General features: G+C 66.8%; 14 protein-coding genes. 8 read left to right on the top strand and 6 right to left on the bottom strand.

What is annotated here, in order from left to right; all coding sequences use genetic code 11:
• Positions 1-9: 9 nt before the first annotated feature.
• Together nirB and JYK05_RS16060 are read right to left on the bottom strand one after the other, a co-directional pair.
• Complete coding sequence (gene nirB / locus JYK05_RS16065) at positions 10-2,550, bottom strand: nitrite reductase large subunit NirB (protein WP_206469440.1); 2,541 nt, start codon at positions 2,548-2,550, stop codon at positions 10-12.
• A 15-nt stretch (positions 2,551-2,565) separates the two neighbouring features.
• On the bottom strand, positions 2,566-3,891 hold the full coding sequence (locus JYK05_RS16060) for an MFS transporter (RefSeq protein ID WP_206469438.1): 1,326 nt from the start codon (positions 3,889-3,891) through the stop codon (positions 2,566-2,568).
• A 574-nt stretch (positions 3,892-4,465) separates the two neighbouring features.
• Between JYK05_RS16060 and cobA the strand changes: the two genes are divergently transcribed.
• The 8 genes from cobA to JYK05_RS16020 all read left to right on the top strand — a co-directional run bounded on the left by cobA (position 4,466) and on the right by JYK05_RS16020 (position 15,844).
• Positions 4,466-5,251: a uroporphyrinogen-III C-methyltransferase gene (gene cobA, locus JYK05_RS16055; protein WP_206469436.1), complete on the top strand. Its 786-nt coding sequence runs from the start codon at positions 4,466-4,468 to the stop codon at positions 5,249-5,251.
• A gap of 106 nt (positions 5,252-5,357) precedes the next feature.
• Positions 5,358-5,933, top strand: a complete 576-nt coding sequence (locus JYK05_RS16050) for an ANTAR domain-containing response regulator (RefSeq protein WP_206469435.1) — start codon at positions 5,358-5,360, stop codon at positions 5,931-5,933.
• 20 nt (positions 5,934-5,953) lie between these two features.
• Positions 5,954-7,081, top strand: coding sequence for a CmpA/NrtA family ABC transporter substrate-binding protein (locus JYK05_RS16045; protein WP_206469433.1), 1,128 nt, complete (start codon positions 5,954-5,956; stop codon positions 7,079-7,081).
• A gap of 913 nt (positions 7,082-7,994) precedes the next feature.
• A complete protein-coding gene (locus tag JYK05_RS16040) occupies positions 7,995-8,588 on the top strand; it encodes a DUF2760 domain-containing protein (RefSeq protein WP_206469431.1) in 594 nt (197 codons plus the stop codon).
• Positions 8,585-10,480, top strand: a complete 1,896-nt coding sequence (locus JYK05_RS16035; RefSeq protein WP_206469429.1) for an Hsp70 family protein — start codon at positions 8,585-8,587, stop codon at positions 10,478-10,480. The genes JYK05_RS16040 and JYK05_RS16035 overlap by 4 nt, the downstream gene beginning before the upstream one ends.
• The gene (locus JYK05_RS16030; protein ID WP_206469428.1) at positions 10,481-13,291 is read left to right on the top strand and encodes an Hsp70 family protein; all 2,811 of its coding nucleotides are present in this window, start codon (positions 10,481-10,483) and stop codon (positions 13,289-13,291) included. It abuts the gene before it with no gap.
• A 141-nt stretch (positions 13,292-13,432) separates the two neighbouring features.
• Positions 13,433-13,591 carry a hypothetical protein gene (locus JYK05_RS16025; RefSeq protein WP_206469427.1) on the top strand — a complete coding sequence of 53 codons (159 nt, stop codon included), beginning with the start codon at positions 13,433-13,435 and terminating at the stop codon, positions 13,589-13,591.
• A 243-nt stretch (positions 13,592-13,834) separates the two neighbouring features.
• On the top strand, positions 13,835-15,844 hold the full coding sequence (locus tag JYK05_RS16020; protein ID WP_206469426.1) for a hybrid sensor histidine kinase/response regulator: 2,010 nt from the start codon (positions 13,835-13,837) through the stop codon (positions 15,842-15,844).
• Here the strand turns inward: JYK05_RS16020 and JYK05_RS16015 are convergent.
• Genes JYK05_RS16015 through JYK05_RS16000 form a run of 4 tightly spaced genes read right to left on the bottom strand, consistent with a single transcriptional unit; the run spans position 15,831 to position 18,824 of the window.
• The gene (locus tag JYK05_RS16015; RefSeq protein ID WP_206469425.1) at positions 15,831-16,508 is read right to left on the bottom strand and encodes an alpha/beta hydrolase; all 678 of its coding nucleotides are present in this window, start codon (positions 16,506-16,508) and stop codon (positions 15,831-15,833) included. The two genes, JYK05_RS16020 and JYK05_RS16015, sit on opposite strands and share 14 nt — an antisense overlap.
• Before the next feature lie 12 nt (positions 16,509-16,520).
• Entirely contained in the window at positions 16,521-16,910 is a 390-nt protein-coding gene (locus tag JYK05_RS16010; protein ID WP_206469424.1) for an MAPEG family protein, read from the bottom strand.
• 40 nt (positions 16,911-16,950) lie between these two features.
• Positions 16,951-17,793, bottom strand: a complete 843-nt coding sequence (locus JYK05_RS16005) for a metallophosphoesterase (RefSeq protein ID WP_206469423.1) — start codon at positions 17,791-17,793, stop codon at positions 16,951-16,953.
• Entirely contained in the window at positions 17,790-18,824 is a 1,035-nt protein-coding gene (locus JYK05_RS16000; protein WP_206469422.1) for a diacylglycerol kinase family protein, read from the bottom strand. The genes JYK05_RS16005 and JYK05_RS16000 overlap by 4 nt, the downstream gene beginning before the upstream one ends.

The following is an 18,824-nucleotide window of genomic DNA, read 5'->3' as shown; positions in this document are numbered from 1 at the left end:
CTCCTGAGTTCAGACGGTTTCGACAACCACGGGAATATCGATGCGCTTCGTCTTGCGTTCATCCGGCGTCGCGGGCCGGATCTGGCCGCGCTCTTCCACGAAGGTCACGGTTTCATCGCCCTTGTCGCTGTTCACGAAGTGACGGAAGCGCTTGCGCGTTTCGGGGTCGGTGACGGCCTTCTTCCACTCGTCTTCGTACGTATCCACGACGAGTTGCATCTCGGCTTCCAGTTCATCGGCGATATCGAGCTTGTCGTTGACGACCACATCGATCAGATAGTCCAGACCGCCTTCGAGGTTGTCGCGCCATACGCTCGTACGCTGCAGGCGGTCGGCGGTGCGCACGTAGAACATCAGGAAGCGATCGATGTAACGCACGAGCGTCGCCTGATCCAGATCGGACGCGAGCAGTTCCGCGTGACGCGGCTTCATGCCGCCGTTGCCGCAGACGTACAGGTTCCACCCTTTCTCGGTCGCGATGACGCCGATATCTTTGCCCTGCGCTTCGGCGCATTCGCGCGTGCAGCCCGATACGCCGAACTTGATCTTGTGCGGCGTGCGCAAGCCCTTATAGCGATTTTCGAGTTGCACCGCGAGGCCGACCGAATCGCCGACTCCGTAGCGGCACCACGTCGAGCCGACGCACGACTTCACCGTGCGCAGCGCCTTGCCGTACGCATGTCCGGATTCGAAGCCGGCCGCAATGAGTTCCTCCCAGATGAGCGGCAATTGCTCGACGCGCGCGCCGAACATATCCACACGCTGCCCGCCGGTGATCTTCGTGTAGAGCCCGTATTTCTTCGCGATCTGACCGACGGCAATCAGGCCATCGGGCGTGACTTCCCCGCCCGCCATGCGCGGCACGACGGAATACGTGCCGTCGCGCTGAATGTTGGCGAGGTAGTAGTCGTTCGAATCCTGCAAGCTGGCGTGCTCTTTCTTGAGCACGAATTCGTTCCAGCACGAAGCGAGAATGCTTGCGACCACGGGCTTGCAGATATCGCAGCCAAGGCCCTTGCCGTGTTTCGCGAGCAGGGACGCAAACGTGCGATGTCCTTCGACTCGCGCGATGTGATACAGCTCTTGCCGCGAATAAGCGAAGTGTTCGCACAGGTGATTGTTCACCGCCAGGCCCTGACGACTCATCTCCGACTTCATCACTTGCGTGACGAGCGGCACGCAGCCGCCGCACGATGCGCCCGCCTTGCACGCGCTCTTCAATGCACCGATGCTCGTCGCGCCCGCGCAGACCGCCGCGCAGATCTCGGCTTTGCTCACGTTGTTGCACGAGCAGATCTGCGCTGCGTCCGGCAATGCCTCGACGCCGAGCGCCGGTTTGGCCTTGCCGTCTGCTTGCGGAAGAATGAGGAATTCCGGCGCTTCGGGCAATTCCATCTTGTTCAGCATCAACTGCAAGAGCGTGCCGTATTCCGTCGCATCGCCGACCATCACGCCGCCGAGCAAATACTTGCCGCATTCCGATACGACGAGCTTCTTGTAGACCTGCTTGCGTTCATCGCTGAATTGATACGAGCGGCTGCCGGGCGTCTTCGCGTGTGCATCGCCGATGCTCGCCACGTCCACGCCCATCAGCTTGAGCTTCGTGCTCATGTCCGCGCCCACGAACGACGCCTCTTCGCCCAGCAACTGCTTCGCGACGATGCGCGCCATGTCGTAGCCCGGCGCGACGAGGCCGAACACCTGGCCGTTCCACGATGCGCATTCGCCGATCGCGTAGATATGCTCGTCGCTCGTGCGGCAGGCGTCGTCGATCACGATGCCGCCGCGCGGGCCGACTTCGAGGCCTGCGGAACGCGCGATATCGTCGCGCGGACGAATGCCTGCGGAGAACACGATCATGTCCGTGTCGAGATGCGCGCCGTCCGCGAAGTTCATGCGGTTGACCGCGCCTTCGCCGTCGACGATGGCAAGCGTGTTGCGGTTCGTATGCACCGTCACGCCGAGCGCCTCGATCTTGCTTCGCAGCACGCGGCCGCCGCCTTCGTCCACCTGCACGGCCATCAGGCGCGGCGCGAATTCGACGACGTGCGTTTGAAGCCCCATGTCGCGCAGCGCCTTCGCGGCTTCGAGCCCGAGCAAACCGCCGCCCACCACCGTGCCCGTCTTCGAACGCGCGCCGAATGCCTGCATCGCTTGCAGGTCTTCGATCGTGCGATAGACGAAACATCCTTCGCGGTCCTTACCTTCTACCGGCGGGACGAAGGGATACGATCCGGTCGCCAGGACGAGCTTGTCGTAGGCGAGCGTTTCACCGGTCGATGTCGTGACGGTGCGCGCCGCGCGGTCTATCGCGACGGCTCTGGCATTCAGCTTCAGCGCGTAACCGCAACGCTCGAAGAAGCCCGCTTCGACGAGCGAGAGGTCGTCCGCCGACTTGCCCGCGAAAAACTCCGACAGATGCACGCGGTCGTACGCTGCGCGCGGTTCCTCGCACAGCACCGTGACATGCAGTGCTTCGTTGGCGCTTTCAGCGAGGCATTCGAGGAATTTATGGCCGACCATCCCGTGGCCGATGACAACGATCTTCATGACAGGGACCTTTCCTCAGTGGGCAACGCCGTTATTGACTGCGAGCGCGCTTTCGCGCAGCGCGGCTTCGCGTGCCTTGTGTTCGGGAGAGAAGCGCACGGCGATGGCGCACAACGCAGAGCCCGCGACCAGCACGCCGAGCAGCGAAAGCGTCTGCTGCACGTTGCCGACGCCTTTCATCAGAAAGCCCGCGGCTACCGCGCCCGCATTGCCGCCCGCGCCGATCACGCCGGCCACGCCGCCGAGCGCCTTGCGGTCGATGAACGGCACGAGCGCATACGTCGCACCGCATGCCATGTGCGTGAAGAGACCGAACGCGATCATCGCGATGACGGCAAGCGCGATGCTGTCCGCATGCGCGAACGCATAGAGACCGACGCCCTCGCCCGCGATCAGCACGAAGAGCAGCGTCGCGCGAATGTCGAGACCGCGCCGCGCGGCGGCCTTATCCGAGAGCCAGCCGCCGAGCGCGCGGGCGAACAACGCAAGCAAGCCGAAGCTGCCCGCTGCCATGCCCGCCTGACCCAGCGACAACCCGAAGTGATCGACATAATAGACCGCCGCGATGTTGTGGATGAACACCTCGACGCCGAAGCACGCGCCATACGTCACGAAGAGCATCCATACGCGATAGTTCACGCACGCGGTCACAAAGCTCTGCCAGCCGCCCTTCTTGCCGCCGTCGATGGCGATGCCCGCGCGACGCAGTTGCGCGAAGTCGCCTTGCGGACAGTCCTGCGTATAACGCCAGTAGAAGAAGGCCATCACAGGCATCGCCAGGCCGGGCACGATGAGCGCGATACGCCATGCCGATGCTTCACCTGCGCCCAATGCGATCGCCGCCGCAACGAGCAAGGGCACGACGGCTTGCGCCGCGCCCGCGCCTGCGTTGCCCCAGCCTGCGGTCGTCGCGTTGGCCGTGCCGACGACGTTCGGCGCGAACATCACCGACGTGTGGTACTGCGTGATGACGAAGCTCGCGCCGATAGCGCCGATCGCGAGCCGGCACCACAAGAAGCTGTCGTATCCCGTGGAAAGCGCCGCGCCGATGACCGGCACCGCGCCGACGAGCAACAGCGCGCTATACACCTTGCGCGGGCCGAAGCGGTCGCACATCGGGCCGACCACGAGCCGCACGAGAATCGTCACCGCGACCGCCGCGATGTTGATGTTGGCGATCTGGTCCGCGTTGAGTCCGTATTCGCGCTTGATGAGCGGCATGAGCGGCGCGCACGCGAACCACGCGAAGAAGCACACGAAGAACGCCATCCACGTGAGATGGAAGGCGCGCATAGGCGCCGTGCGCAAGCTGAATAGATCGATTCGGGTGGCTTTATCCATCGTCTTTCCGCAAAAAGAAAGGCGTCCCGCGCATCGGGCCGATGGCCAGATGCAGGGGACGCCGTTGTCCGTGCCCACTTGGCTTCAATCAGCCGGGCGCTATGTTCAGGACGGATCGCCGTTGATCCGATGGCGAGACTAAAGGCAAGGGCTATGCCATGCGCGTGGCATCGCCCGCTTTCGCTTGCTGCATAAGGCTCGGCAACGAGCGCGCACTCGATGCGTGCATTCATCGCGCGTCGCATTCGGATGCACGCCGGCACAGCGATGGTGCGACGCAGCACTCATCGCGTGCGAAGGGCGATGCATGGCCGCATGTGTACGAACCGGTTAGCGCACGCTGATACCCATTGTCCGCGCGACTTCTTCGTGGCGAACGGCATCTGCAAAGAAAATGGCCCGCTTATTGCATTGAAACGAAGGCCACGGCAACGGCGCCGTTGGCGCATGAGTATTGACGGATCGAACGCACCGACTGCGAACCACGGACAACGGCGTCCCTCGTGCCCGACACGAGCGGACGCTTTGCGCGTTCGCCGCGCCGATTCCAGCAACATGCGATACAGGACCGAATATGAGCACCACTCCCGCGAAGAACCCAGGCAAAGTCACGCTGCTGAGCGCAGGCCCGGGCGACCTCGATCTGCTGACCATCCGCGCCGCCAAGGTGCTTGCCGCAGCGGACATCCTGCTGCTCGACGACCTCGCGAATCAGGACATCGTCACGCTCGCGCCGCGCGCTCGCGTGATTCGCGTGGGAAAACGCGGCGGCTGCAAGTCCACGCCGCAAGCGTTCATCGAGCGCCTCATGCAGCGTTACGCGAAAAAGGGCCTGCACGTAGTGCGCGTGAAGGGCGGCGACGCGCTGCTCTTCGGTCGCGCAGGCGAGGAGTTGACCGCGCTGCGCAGCGCAGGCATTCCGGTGGATATCGTCAACGGGGTGTCGTCGGGCTTTGCGGCGGCGGCGAGCCTCGGCGTGTCGCTCACGCATCGCGATCATTGCCAGGGCGTGACCTTCGTGACCGCGCACATGCAGGACCACGGCGAGCCCGACTGGCGCGCGCTCGCGGCCACCGGCATGACGCTCGCCATCTACATGGGCATGAGCCGCATCGCGAGCATCGCGGCGACGCTGCTCGACGCGCTGCCCGCCAGCACGCCGGCGGCGGTCGTTCAGCATGCGGGCTCGGCGCATGAGAAGCGGCTCGTGACCACGCTCGATCGCCTCGCCACCGATGCTGCGGCAGCCGGACTCGGCAGCCCAGCTGTGATCTTCGTGGGCGGAGCGATCGGCGAAGCGGTGGGCTTTGCGGTTGATTCGGCGGCGCGCCGCGAGCACGGTTTCGCTCACGCGGCCTGAGCGACGCCGTCGTGCGGACTATGCCATTCGGCCAGGTTTTCGCTCGTGGCGCCGTGCGTTAGAGTCGAATCCACCGATACCTCGAACACCGCTTTCCGCTCAACAGATGCTTCGCGTCCTACTCGTCACCGACACAGACAAGCCCATCGGCGATCTTCGCGATCAGCTCGCCCGCATGGGCTATGAGATGCTCGCCGAGGTCGCCGCGCCTGCCCAGCTGCATGCGGCCGTCGAGAGCCAGAAGCCGGATGTCGTCATCATCGACACGGACTCCCCTTCGCGCGACACGCTCGAACAACTCGCGGTGATGAATCAGGCCGCCCCGCGCCCCGTGCTGATGTTCAGCAACGACGCGGACCAGCAGTTCATCCGCGCGGCCGTCGGCGCGGGCGTGACCGCCTATTCGGTGGAGGGCCTCGCGCCCGAGCGGCTCGCGCCGATCATCGAGGTCGCGCTCGCGCGCTTCGCTCACGAGGCGCGGCTGCGGCTGCGGCTGGAACAAGTCGAGAACGAACTCGCGCAACGCAAGCTGATCGACCGCGCGAAGCGTCTGCTGATGGAACGGCGCGGCATGTCGGAAAACGACGCTTACGCCACGCTGCGCAAACGCGCGATGGATCAGGGCGTGAAAGTCGCGGAAATCGCCCGTCAGCTTCTTTCCGTGGCCGATCTGCTCGGTTAGAAAGTACTCCCTATCAAGTCATGAATTCGCCCAAATCCGCTTCATCTGCCACGCACGCGCCCGAACGCGCCCATCTGCGGCTCGGCTTCGTCGCGCTCAGCGACGCCGCGCCGCTCGCCGCCGCCGCGCTGCGCGAGATGGGACAGCGCCACGGCATCGAGATCGAGTTGTGCCGGCAGCCGTCGTGGGCCGTCGTGCGCGACAAACTTCTGTCGGGCGAACTCGACGCGGCGCACGCGCTATACGGGCTCGTGTATGGCGTGCAACTCGGCATCGGCGGGCCGCAGGCCGACATGGCCGTGCTCATGGTGCTCAATCGCAACGGACAGGCGATCACGCTCTCGAATCCGATTGCCAACGCGATCCGCGAAGGGGCCAGCGTGAAGGACGCGCTGGCATCGCTCGGTCGCGTGCCGGTTATCGCGCAGACGTTCCCGACCGGCACGCATGCGATGTGGCTCTACTACTGGCTCGCGGCGAATGGCGTGCATCCGCTGCGCGACGTGCGCAGCGTGGTGATTCCGCCGCCGCGCATGGCCGAGGCGCTCGCCGAAGGCACACTCGACGGCTTCTGCGCGGGCGAGCCGTGGCATGCGGTGGCCGAAGCGCGCGGCGCGGGACGCACGGTCGTCCATACGAGCGAGATATGGCCGGATCATCCTGAGAAGGTGCTCGCCTGCCGGCGCGATTTCGTCGCCCTGTATCCGAATACGGCGCGCGCGCTGGTGCGCACGATGCTCGATGCGTGCGCGTGGGTCGACCGAGCCGAGCATCGCGCGGAGATCGCGCAAGCGTTGGCTTCGTCGGAGTTGCTCGGCGTGCCGCGCGAGTTGATCGAAGCACGGCTCGGCTCGCCGCGCGGCATCGCGCCCGTGCGCTTCTTCGATGAAGGCGCGGTGAACTATCCGCGCGCCTCGGAAGGCTTGTGGTTCATCACGCAGTACCGTCGATGGGGCATGCTCGGCGGCGAGAGCGATGACGCCGCCGTGGCCGCGGCTGTGAATCAGACGGCTCTTTATGTCGAGGCAGCGGACGCTTCGGGCGTGCCGATTCCTGCGGAACGCCAGACCGCTACCCTCTGCGATGGCCGCATATGGGATGGCAGCGATGCGGTGGCGTATGTCGCCGGGTTTGATGTGAGAGCCTGAAGCGGTGCCGATCGCGGCGGAGATGGCGCACCAGCCAAGAATCGGTGATCGCACCGCGATGGGCAATCGGCGTGCGTGCTTCGGCTCCGCCCCGCCTGGTTCCGCTGAATGACCAATCGCCGGTGCCGTGATGGCAGCGCCGTTTAGATGGTGTCGTCCGCGCTGCTTGTGTGATGCCTCGTCCCCACCGATTGCCGTTCGTTCAATAAGTTCGCGGTAGCGTCGCGCGCCGCCATCGACTTGTGCCTTCTGGCTTCTGGCTTCTGGCTTCTGGCTTCTGGCTTCTGGCTTCTGGCTTCTGGCTTCTGGCTTCTCGCTCATGGCTTGTGGCTCGCGGCTTGCGGCTCGCGGGTTGCAGTCTGCGCGTGCCAGCTTGCAGCCGGGGCTTTGCGCTACCGCTCTGGGCTCTGGGCTCTGGGCTCTGGGCTCGGGACTCGGAGCTCAGATCACGACTTGAGCTGCGCGTGGACTTGCCCTCAGACTCAAACTCCCGCTCTCAGTCGCACCCGCTACCAGCCCCGAACTTGCCCCGATTCGCCGCCCGGCCGCGAAAGCTCGACGCTTCAGCCATGCGCCCCGCGCCAACGCGCAAACGCACACCCCACCTTGACTTACCCCCACAAATCCCGAGAATGAGCGCCGCCCCCACGCGCGGCGCCCCCGACGAGCGGCCAGCCCAAACCCGCCCGCCAGGATGTTTTCCCGCGTGATCCGCAACTTCATGGACAATAACGGGATGAGGCACGAACGCCCCGGCGTTTCTTGCGCTCGTCTCACCGGCGCGCGATGCATGTCGCGCCGACGCAGCATCCACGGCAACCGGCCCTTTGCGGCCGGTCAGCCACCGAACTCGGCCACCCGCGCCGCCCGAGGATGAGGTCGTCCTCGAACGCGGCCTACAGGAGCATCATCCATGACCGACATGAATCCGTCCTTTTTCGGCCGGCTGTCCATCGCCTTCGGCGCGTTTTTCGGCATCCTCGGCAACAGCGCGTTCGCCGGCCGCGTGCAGCGTCTGCGCGAAGCGGGCGAAGCGCCCCAAACACCCGAGGCGCCCTTCAAGACGCCCGCTCCCGCCGCAGCGCCCGTTGCCCCGGCCGCGCCCGCGCCCTCGCCGCTGAAGGAAGCGAGCCCGGTCGCCGCGCTCCAGTTGCTGGGCCTCCTTCAGCGCGACGCCCGCTTCATCGATTTCGTCGAAGAAGACATCGCCAACTACAGCGACGCCGATATCGGCGCGGCCGCGCGGCTCGTGCACGACGGCTGCCGTGCCGTGCTGCGCGAGCACTTCACCATCAAGCCGGTGCGCAGCGAAGCGGAAGGCAGCCGCATCACGCTGCCGGACGGCTTCGATGCAAGCGCCGTGCGTCTTACGGGCAACGTCGTCGGCAAGCCGCCGTTCAACGGCAGCATCAGCCATCGCGGATGGAAGGTCGAGGAAACGCGCCTGCCGAAGCTCGCGCAGACGCATGACGCCAGCATCGTCGCCCCGGCGGAGGTGGAGCTATGAGCGACTTCGACCAGCAAAACACGCCGCGCTATTCGATCGGCGTCGATCTCGGCACGACGCATTGCGCGCTGTCGTACGTGGATTTGTCCGCGAGCGACGGCGAGAAGACCGCGCAGGGCGTGCTGTCCATCGCCCAGTTGACCGCGCCCGGCGCCGCCGAGGAGCGCGATCTGCTGCCGTCGTTCCTCTACTTGCCGCATCCGAACGAACTCGCGCCCGGCGACCTCACGCTGCCGTGGACGCAGGAGCGGCCCTTCATCGTCGGTGAACTGGCGCGCAGCCGCGGCGCGGGCACGCCCATCCGGCTCGTGTCGAGCGCGAAAAGCTGGCTGTGCCACCCCGGCGTGGACCGGCGCGCCGCGATCCTTCCGGCCGACGCGCCCGAGGAAGTCGAGCGCGTGTCGCCGCTGGAAAGCTCGGTGCGCTATCTGACGCATTTGCGCGAGGCCTGGAACCACGCGCATCCGGACGCGCCGTTCGATCAGCAGGACGTCACGGTGACGATCCCCGCTTCCTTCGATCCCGCCGCCCGCGAGCTCACGGCCGAAGCCGCCGCGGCCGCCGGCTACGCACGCATGACGCTGCTCGAAGAACCGCAAGCGGCGCTCTATAGCTGGATCCAGAAATCGGGCGGCGGCTGGCGCAAGCAGGTCAAGGTGGGCGACGTGATTCTCGTCGTCGATGTCGGCGGCGGCACGACCGACTTGTCGCTGATCGCGGTGGTCGAGCGCGAAGGCAATCTGGAACTGCATCGCGTGGCCGTCGGCGAGCACATTCTGCTCGGCGGCGACAACATGGACCTGGCGCTCGCGCACGTCGTCGCTCGCAAGCTCGGCGCGCAAGGCACGCAGCCCGACCCGTGGCAGTTGCGCGCGCTGACCTACGCGTGCCGCTCGGCCAAGGAAACGCTGCTCTCCGATCCCAATACCGACACCGTGCCGCTCGTCGTGCCGAGCCGCGGCTCGAAGCTGATCGGCGGGTCGCTGCGCACCGAACTCACGCGCGCCGAACTCACGCAGATTCTGCTCGAAGGCTTTTTTCCGCAAGTGGAGGCGTCCGCCCGCCCGGTCGCGCGCGCTCGCGTCGGTCTCACGCAACTCGGGCTGCCCTATGCGCAGGATGCAGCCGTCACGCGTCATCTGGCCGCGTTCCTCGGCCGCCAAGTGAACGCGCTCGCCGAAGTCGAGGGCATTCAGCGCGACGTGCCGCCCGGCGCGACGCTCCTGCACCCGACCGCCGTGCTGTTCAACGGCGGCGTGTTCAAGTCGCACTTGCTGGTCGAACGCGTGATGACGACGCTCAACGCGTGGCTCGCCGCCGAGAACGCGCCGCCCGCGCGGCTGCTCGAAGGCGCGGACCTCGATCTCGCCGTCGCACGCGGCGCGGCCTATTACGGCTACGTGCGGCGTGGCAAGGGCGTGCGCATTCGCGGCGGCACGGCGCGGGCGTATTACGTGGCGGTCGAATCGGCGATGCCGGCCGTGCCCGGACTGGAGCCGCCGGTGTCCGCGCTGTGCGTCGCGCCGTTCGGCATGGAGGAAGGCACCGACGCGGCGTTGCCGGCGCAGGAGTTCGGGCTCGTCGTCGGCGAGCCGGTGCATTTCCGCTTCTTCGGCTCGTCGGTGCGCAGGCAGGATCAGGTCGGCACGCTGCTCGATTACTGGCAGCCGGACGAATTGCAGGAACTGGAAGAGATCGAAGCGTCGCTGCCGTCCGAAGGACGCACGCCCGGCGAAGTGGTGCCGGTCAAGCTGCACGCGCGCGTGACGGAAGCCGGCACGCTGGAACTCGAAGCGGTCCCGCGCGGGTCGCAGGAACGCTGGAAGGTCGAGTTCGACGTGCGCGGCAGCGCGAACGCGAATCACGGCGCGGATCACGGCGCGGGCCTGTAAGTGTCGGCGCGCAAGAAGAAGCCGTCGGGCGCGCGGTATCGCGTCGGCATCGACCTGGGGACGAGCAATACCGTCGTCGCCTATGCTGAGGCCGGCTCGAACGATATCCGCGTGTTTCCGGTCGAGCAGCTCGTCGGTCCCGGCGAAGTGGCCGCGCAGCCGCTGCTGCCGTCGCTGCGGTATCACCCCGCGCCGGGGGAACTCGCGCCGGGTGACGTGCAATTGCCGTGGTCGCCGGCTTGTGCGACCGAGCCGCCCGCGGTCGTCGGCCGCCTGGCTCGCCATCTCGGCGCGCAGGTGCCGGGGCGGCTCGTGTCGAGCGCGAAAAGCTGGCTCTCGCATGCATCGGTGGATCGCGTCGCGCCGATCCTGCCGTGGGGCGCGAGCGACGACGTCGCGAAAGTCTCGCCCGTCGCCGCGAGCGCGAGCTATCTCGCGCACGTGCGCGCCGCATGGAACCAGCAGTTCTCCGACGCGCCGCTCGAAGCGCAGGACATCGTGCTGACCGTGCCCGCTTCCTTCGATGAAGGCGCGCGCGCCCTCACCGTCGAAGCAGCGCGCATGGCCGGGCTTCACGCGCTGCGGCTTCTCGAAGAACCGCAGGCCGCGTTCTACGACTGGCTCTTTCACCACCGCGAAACGCTCGGCGACGAACTCGCGAAGACGCGCCTCGTGCTGATCTGCGACGTCGGCGGCGGCACGACCGATCTCACGCTCATTCAGGTCGAAGCCGGCGACGGCGAAGAGCCGCGTCTCACGCGCATCGGCGTCGGCAATCACCTGATGCTCGGCGGCGACAACATGGACCTCGCGCTCGCGCATCTCGTCGAGAAGCAGCTCGCGGGCGGCGACGGGCGGCTGTCGGCGGCGCGGCTGTCGCAACTGGTCGAGCGGTGCCGCGCCGCCAAGGAGCAGTTGCTCGGCGAAAACGCGCCCGCGTCGGCGTCCATTACGCTGCTCGGCGCGGGATCGAAGCTGATCGGCGGCGCGCGCTCGGCGGAGGTGACGCGCGAAGAGATCGAACGGATCATCGTCGAGGGCTTCTTTCCGCTCGTGTCCGAGAACGAGCGGCCGGGGCGCACGCGTGCCGGCATCGTGGAATTCGGGCTGCCTTATGCGAGCGATCCAGCGATCACGCGCCACGTCGCGGCGTTCCTCGCGCAACATGCGACGCCTTCGCGCGATGCGTTGCGCGAAGCTTCGAAAGCCGATGACGCCCTTCCCGTTCCCGACACGCTGCTGCTGAACGGCGGCGTGTTTCGCGCGGCGCCGCTCGCGAAACGCGTCGCCGATACGCTCGGCCACTGGCGCGGCGAGCCGGTGCACGTGCTCGCGAACGACGATCCCGACGTGGCCGTCGCGCGCGGTGCGGTCGCCTATGCGCTCGCGCGCGCGGGCCATGCGCCGAAGATCGGCGGCGGCTCGGCGCGCAGCTACTTTCTGCTGCTGGACGAAGACGGCGACGCATCGCGCGGCGTCTGCGTGCTGCCGCGCGGCACCGAAGAAGGCCAGGCGATCCATCTCGCCGATCGCACCTTCGCGCTGCGCCTCGGCGCGCCGGTGCGCTTTCACCTCGTCTCGTCGGTGGCGGATACCGCGTACCGCGCAGGCGAAATAGCCGATGTGAGCGCCACAGGCGGCGACTTCGTGCGCCTGCCGCCGATCGCGACGGTCGTCGATCCGCGCGGCCACGCGAGCGCCGGCAAGCCGAGCGAGACGCCGGTGCAGCTCACGACATCGCTCACGGAAGTCGGCACGCTGGAAATGCACTGCATCGCCACCAACGATCCCGCGCAACGCTGGCTGCTCGAATTCCAGCTGCGCCGCGAAGAGCCGAAGGGCGATGCCGGCGCCGCAGAGACGCATCCGGCGCTGCCGAAAGCCATCGAACTGATCGACCGCACTTTCGGCACGCGCGCGCAGGACGTCGCCCCGAAGGAAGTGAAACGGCTGCGCGCGCAGCTCGAACAGGCGCTCGGCCCGCGCGACACGTGGGACATTGTGGTGCTGCGCCAATTGTTCGGCGCGCTCTGGGACCGCGCGAAGAAGCGTCGGCGCAGCGCTGACCACGAACGCCTGTGGCTCAACCTCGCGGGCTATGCGATGCGTCCCGGCTTCGGGCATCCGCTCGACGAATGGCGCGTCGAGCAACTGTGGACGCTCTTCGATCAGGGCATCCAGTACGTCAACGAGAACCAGATCTGGTCGGAATGGTGGACGCTCTGGCGGCGCGCGGCGGGTGGGCTCGATGAAGCGGCGCAACTGCGTCTGCTCGACGACATGGCTTTCGTGCTCCAGCCGCCCGGCACGAGCCGCTATCGCCGCGCGGCGGGCGCGGCGCGCGCGGGCTACGAGGACATGGTGCGGCTCGCGGCATCGCTCGAACGCGTGCCGGTCGAGCGCAAGATCGAGGTCGGCGAGTGGCTGCTCACGCGCCTGAAGAAGCCTTCGGAGAATCTGCAAAGCTGGTGGGCGGTCGGGCGCATCGGCGCGCGGCAGCCGTTCTATGGCAGCGCGCATGGCGTCGTGCCGCCGGAGGTCGCCGCGCGCTGGCTTCATGCGATCCTCGCTCTCGACTGGAAGAAGGTCGAGCCTGCGGCGTTCGCGGCGGTGCAGATCGCGCGCATGACCGGCGACCGCTCGCGCGACATCGCGGACGACGTGCGCTCCGCCGTCATCGAACGGCTCACGACGCAGGGCGCCGCGCAATCGTGGATCGCGATGGTGAGCGAGACCGTCGCGCTCGATCGCGCCGACGAAGGACGCGTGTTCGGCGAGACCTTGCCGGCGGGGCTGAAGCTGATCGGCTGAACCGGCCGCTCCTGGCGCGTGCAATTGCTTCGCTGTCAGAAGCGATTTGGCGCGTTCGGATTCGTGATCGCTTGAATAGCGGCTGCACGCGTCCTAAGGTTATCAGTGTGTCGCTTCGACACTCACTGAAGGAGGTCCACCATGCCATCCCCGCGTAAGGCTCAAGCGAGCCATCCCGCCGACACGGAAATGTCGAGCCGCAAGAAAACCGCCGGCAACAAAGCGAACACCGCGAAGACCGCGAGCGCGAAGGAAATGAGCGTCGGCAAGCGCACCACGAAAGCAAAACCGAAGTCGTAAGTGATCGGCTGGTACCGCGCTCGAGCGCGGGGATCGGTCACGGCTGTCCTTCGAAACGGCGAGCGGCAAGCACTGAGTCCGCTCGCCGTTCGGCTTTCTGCGCTCCCGAAAATCAATCTCCATCCCCGAGACCGCAGTTTTTGCCGCCCGTAGCGGCTCGGCCCGCAAAAAAGGCGTTGCCACATGGCAGCGTTCATCTAAAGTAGTTAACCTCCCTTGCACCGCTCTTTCGAGATCCCGACGATGGCCGTCCCGCCACGCGCCGCCTCCGTGCGCGCCGAAGGAATCCTGACCGCCGCCGCCCGCGAAGCCGGCGCGAGTCTCGTGCGCAACCTGTCGATTCCGGCGCCGTTCGCCGACGCCGCGCTCGAAGCGCAATTTCTGGAGGACCACAGCCAGCGGTTCTGCGCGTTCCGGCGCGCGTCGGCGCTGCTCGCGCTCGTCATCTGGACGTGCTTCCTGTGGTGGGATTTCAGCTTCGTGCGCGGCAACAAGGCGCTCAACGTGCGGCTCGCGGACATTCTGGCGCTGCGCTTCGCCGGCGTCGCGCTCCTCATCTGCGTCGGCTTTCTGGTGCTGCGGCCGTCGTTTCGCTCGCACGCGACGGCGCACCGCGTCATCCTCACCGGCATTTACGGCCTGCTGTGCCTCATCCTGACGATGGTGGCGATCACTCCCGCGCCGTACAACTACACGCAGTACTTCATCGGCCTGTACCTCGCGCTTTTTTTCCAGTTCAGCTTTTTCTATCTGCGCTCGCGCGCCGCGCTGATGGTCGGCGTCATCACGATGGCCTCCGTCGTCTTCATGCAGATCACCGTCGGGCTGCTCAACGCGGAGGATTTTTTCGCCGGGCTCTTCTATATGTTCAACGTCGTGGTGGTCGGGCACGGCGTCTGTGCGCACGCCGAGCGCGTGTCGCGGGAACGGTATCTCGCCGAGCGCGCGCTGGCGTCGCTCAACGACGAACTGCGCGGCGCGAACGGCTCGCTGGAACGCAAGAACCGCGAACTGGAAATCGCGAAGAAGGATCAGGAGACGAAGACCAACGCGCTGCTCGCGCTGCGCGAACAGCAGATGATCGCCGCGCAGACGGCGAGCCGCGAGAAATCCAACTTCCTCGCCGCCGCGACGCACGACCTGCGGCAGCCGATGCACGCGCTCAATCTCTTCCTGCAAGCGGCCGCCGAAGCCATTCGCAACGAGGAATTCGATCAGGCGGAGCGGCTCATCAACGAATGCGGGCGCTCGTCGGTGATTCTCGCGCGCCTCTTGAACGCCGTGCTGGACTTGTCGCGGCTCGAATCGGGGCGCGTCGTGCCGCGCTATCACGTCTTCGATGTCCGCGAGATCGTCGAGGAAGCCGCCGAGCAGCTGCGCCCGTTCGCCAAGAGCCGTGGCGTGGACTTGCGCCTGCGCCTGCCGAAAGACGATGTCGTGTGCGTGCGCAGCGACGCGCACTGGCTCGGCCGCGCGGTGGCAAATCTCGTGTCGAACGGCATCAAGTACGCGGATACCGCCAAGCGCGCGAAGCCGACGGTGATCGTCGGCGTGGTGCGCTCGCCGACGCGCGCGCGTATCGACGTGCTCGACAACGGCATCGGCATACCGGCCGATTACTTCGACGCCATTTTCCAGCCGTTCTTTCAGGTCGATAACCCGGAACAGGATCGCGACAAGGGGCTGGGGCTCGGCCTGTCGATCGTGAATGCGGTGATTTCGATGCTCGACGAACACCGCATCGAACTGAAGTCCGCCGAAGGACGCGGCTCGCGCTTCTCCGTGGATATTCCGCTATGCGGGCCGTCGCCCGATCAGCCGTCCGCGCGCGCGCCGGCGCGCTCCGAAGCCGCCGAAGCGGCGCAACTGGACGGGCGCTATGTGCTGCTCGTGGAGGACGACGGTCTCGTGCGCGCCTCCACCGAGGCGCTGCTCTCGCAATGGGGCGTGCTCTACGACTCGGCCGCGACGTTCGAAGAATACGAAGCGATGCTCGCGACCATCGAACGCTTTCCTGATCTCATCATCACCGACTACCGCTTGGGCGATGCGAAAACCGCGCGCGAAGTCGCGATGCTCGGCGCGCGCAAGCTCGGGCGCGCCTGCCCTTGCCTGGTCGTGACGGGCGAGCCGGCGGCGACCATCGTGCCGCTCGCCTGCGATCACGACGTGCTGAGCAAGCCGGTGAGCCCGGCCGAACTGCGTCGCGGCATGGTGTCGATGATCGAGGCGGACGCGTTCAACGGCCGGTGAGCCGCGCCGCGAACCACGCCCGCAGCGCTTCGACCTCTTCCATGCAGACCGTATGCGCCATCGGGTACGCGTGCCAGTCCACGGCGCAACCGTGGCCGCGCGCGAATTCGCACGCTTCCTCGCCGAGCCGCACGTCGAGCACGTCGTCGAAGCTGCCGTGTGCGGCGAACACCGGCACGGCGCGATTGGCTTCGCTGATCGAGGCATCGATCAGATCTGGCGACGGGATATAGCCCGACAACACGATCAGGCCCGCGAGCTTTTCCGGATGTGTGAGACCGGCGTGATACGTCATCGCGCCGCCTTGCGAAAAGCCGGCGATGAAGATGCGCTCGGTCGCAATGCCGCGCGCGTTCTGCTCGGCGATCAACGCGCGCACGCGCTCGACCGACGCCTCGATGCCCGCTTCATCCACCTTCCGGTTGATGCCCTCGAACGACAGAATGTCGTACCACGCGCGCATCACGTAGCCGTTGTTCGCCGTGACCGGTATCTCCGGCGCGTTCGGGAAGACGAAGCGCACGGCGGGCGCATCCGCGAGGCGCAGCTCGGGCACGAGCGGCACGAAGTCGTTCGCGTCGGCGCCGAGGCCGTGCATCAGAATGACGGCGAACTCGGGATTCGGCGCAGTTTCGATTTCCACCACCGACGGTGAATCGCTCATGAGCACTTCTCTCTAAATGATGGGAACGAGGATCTGAATGATGCCGACCACGGAAACCAGCCACGCGAGGGAGCGCAGGAACGGCACGCCCGCGGCGTACAGCGGCACGTAGATCACCCGCGCGACGAAGTAGGCCAGCGCGCCGTAATGCGTGAGCGGGTTCTCGCGCCCGGTCACGTGGACGATCAGCACGGCCACCGCGAAGACCGGCAGCGTCTCGAAGAGATTCGACTGCGCGCGCATCAGACGCGCGGTGAGCTTGCCGGGCGGCGGCGCGGGGCCATCGCGTGGGCCGGTGTTGTAGCGGATGCCGGTCTCGCGGTTGCGCAAGAGCGCCGGCAGCAGCACTTGCACCAGCGCGAGCACGAGCGTCCAGGCCAGCATCGTCAGTTCGAAACTCATGGCGTCTCCAGTCGGGCGTCTATTGTCTCAGGCGCGCGCTTCATTCGGCCGATGTCAGCGCCGCAGCCTGCGACGCACTGTCGAGCGCGAGTTCATGACACGCGAGCTGTTCGAAGCGGCCGCTCGGCTCGGCGTAATCCCAGCGTTCCACGCGCGCGCGCCGTCCGGTCGCGTTGCACGCGTAGCGGATCACGTTCACGGAATTGCCGACGGTCGCCCGCGTGCGCGACGACATCGCCGTGCCCGCCTGCACCGCCCACATGCGGCGCGGCAGGTCGGCGAACGTATCGTGCAGCGGCAGCACGTACGGCAGGTGAATGTGTCCGCCGAGAATCAGGTCGGCGCCCGCCCGCGCCCAGCGCGGCACCGCGCGCTCGCGCCCGTGCAGCAGGTTCGTCTCGTCGCTTGCGCGCGTGACCGCCACCGGCTGATGCGTGACCACGACGCGCAACTGCGCCGCGCTCGCCGCCTCCAGCCGCGCCGCGACGCGCCGGATTTGCGGCATCGACACTTCGCCGTCCTTGTGGCGATACGGCCGCGTCGTGTTGACGCCGAGCACGAGCGCATCGCGCGATTCGAACGACGGCTCCAGTTCCTCGCCGAACGCGCGTTGATGGTTCGCGTACGGGCGCACGAGCCGCGTGAAGACATCGTAGAGCGGAATATCGTGATTGCCCGGCACGATCACGGCGGGCGTCGTGCCGAACGTATTCATGAAGGCGCGCGCCTCGTCGAACTGATAGCGGCGCGCCCGCTGCGTGATATCGCCCGACAGGATGACGACGTCGGGCGGCACCGCCTCGGCAAGACGCAGCAGCGCCGCGACGACTTTGGGCCGCTCGGTGCCGAAATGCGGATCGGAAATATGCAGCAATACGGTCATGAGCGATTGGCTTCGGCCACGGCGGGCTCGGGCTTGAGCAAGAGCAGCGGCCGGTCGGACACGCGGAATTCGAGCGGCATGTCGAGCCACGCGATTTCGCCGTCGGTTGCCACTTTCACGCGGCGTCTACCCGTCGACCGCATGCCACGCGACGGCCGCGTCACCGTGATCTTGTCGAACGTGAAACTCTCGACGTGGTCCGAATCGGCGAGACGACCCGCCGCGCCACGCAGCGACAGCAGCAGATGCGCCAGCCGCCCGATAGGCCGCGGCGCAATCGCGACGAGCAAGCCCTGTTCCACCGCGCGGGCCTCGGCCATGCCGATCTGTTCGAGCTGGAGCCGGTTGTTGCCGACGAAGAGCGTCGACGAACGCACTTCGCGCGTGCGTCCCTCATGCTCGATATGCAGCCTCAAATGTCGATGCCGCCGCAACAGCGTGAAAAGCGCCGACCACAGCGCGACGAGCCGGCTGCGGCCGAATTGCCGCTTGTAGGCTTCGCGGTCCTCGAGCAGCTTCGGATACAGCCCGAGGCTCGCGTTGACGATGAACATGCGGTCGTTCACGTAACCGACCTGCACCGGATACGCGCGCGCGTCGAGCAGCAGTTTCGTCGATGCGTCGAGATCGGCGGGTATGCCGTGGTCGCGACTAAAGTAGTTGAAGGTGCCGCGCGGCAGCACGCCGAACGGCACGTCCGCTTTCAGCGCCGCTTCGGCAACCGTGCAGAGCGTGCCGTCGCCGCCTGCGCCGACGAGCACGCCGCGTTGCGCGCGAGCCTGCTCGGCGGCTTCGCGCGCGGCGGCGGCGAGACGCCGGGGCTTGTCGACCACGCGCAGATCGAAGCGCCGCCCCGCCGCGCCGAACTCGCGCGCCAAAGCCGCGCGTGTTTCGTCCGCCTGCCTGCGCCCGGAACCGGCGTTCATCACGATGAAAAACGGCGCGTCGGGCGCGAGCGCGCGGGCGGCGGCCGACGCATCGGCCAAGGTGCGGACACGGTCATCGGCTGCGCTCCTTGCGGTTCGTCGCAT

It is taken from the genome of Caballeronia sp. M1242 (assembly GCF_017220215.1).
Lineage (GTDB): Bacteria > Pseudomonadota > Gammaproteobacteria > Burkholderiales > Burkholderiaceae > Caballeronia.
The sequence above is the reverse complement of the archived record's forward strand: the minus strand, read 5'-3'. Positions and strand labels throughout refer to the sequence as shown.

Excerpts from the sequence above, each read along its gene's own strand:
- nirB (WP_206469440.1), bottom strand. The coding sequence starts at position 2,550 with ATGAAGATCGTTGTCATCGGCCACGGGATGGTCGGCCATAAATTCCTC.
- JYK05_RS16060 (WP_206469438.1), bottom strand. The coding sequence starts at position 3,891 with ATGGATAAAGCCACCCGAATCGATCTATTCAGCTTGCGCACGGCGCCT.
- cobA (WP_206469436.1), top strand. The coding sequence starts at position 4,466 with ATGAGCACCACTCCCGCGAAGAACCCAGGCAAAGTCACGCTGCTGAGC.
- JYK05_RS16050 (WP_206469435.1), top strand. The coding sequence starts at position 5,358 with ATGCTTCGCGTCCTACTCGTCACCGACACAGACAAGCCCATCGGCGAT.
- JYK05_RS16045 (WP_206469433.1), top strand. The coding sequence starts at position 5,954 with ATGAATTCGCCCAAATCCGCTTCATCTGCCACGCACGCGCCCGAACGC.
- JYK05_RS16040 (WP_206469431.1), top strand. The coding sequence starts at position 7,995 with ATGACCGACATGAATCCGTCCTTTTTCGGCCGGCTGTCCATCGCCTTC.
- JYK05_RS16035 (WP_206469429.1), top strand. The coding sequence starts at position 8,585 with ATGAGCGACTTCGACCAGCAAAACACGCCGCGCTATTCGATCGGCGTC.
- JYK05_RS16025 (WP_206469427.1), top strand. The coding sequence starts at position 13,433 with ATGCCATCCCCGCGTAAGGCTCAAGCGAGCCATCCCGCCGACACGGAA.
- JYK05_RS16020 (WP_206469426.1), top strand. The coding sequence starts at position 13,835 with ATGGCCGTCCCGCCACGCGCCGCCTCCGTGCGCGCCGAAGGAATCCTG.
- JYK05_RS16015 (WP_206469425.1), bottom strand. The coding sequence starts at position 16,508 with ATGAGCGATTCACCGTCGGTGGTGGAAATCGAAACTGCGCCGAATCCC.
- JYK05_RS16010 (WP_206469424.1), bottom strand. The coding sequence starts at position 16,910 with ATGAGTTTCGAACTGACGATGCTGGCCTGGACGCTCGTGCTCGCGCTG.
- JYK05_RS16005 (WP_206469423.1), bottom strand. The coding sequence starts at position 17,793 with ATGACCGTATTGCTGCATATTTCCGATCCGCATTTCGGCACCGAGCGG.
- JYK05_RS16000 (WP_206469422.1), bottom strand. The coding sequence starts at position 18,824 with ATGCGACGAACCGCAAGGAGCGCAGCCGATGACCGTGTCCGCACCTTG.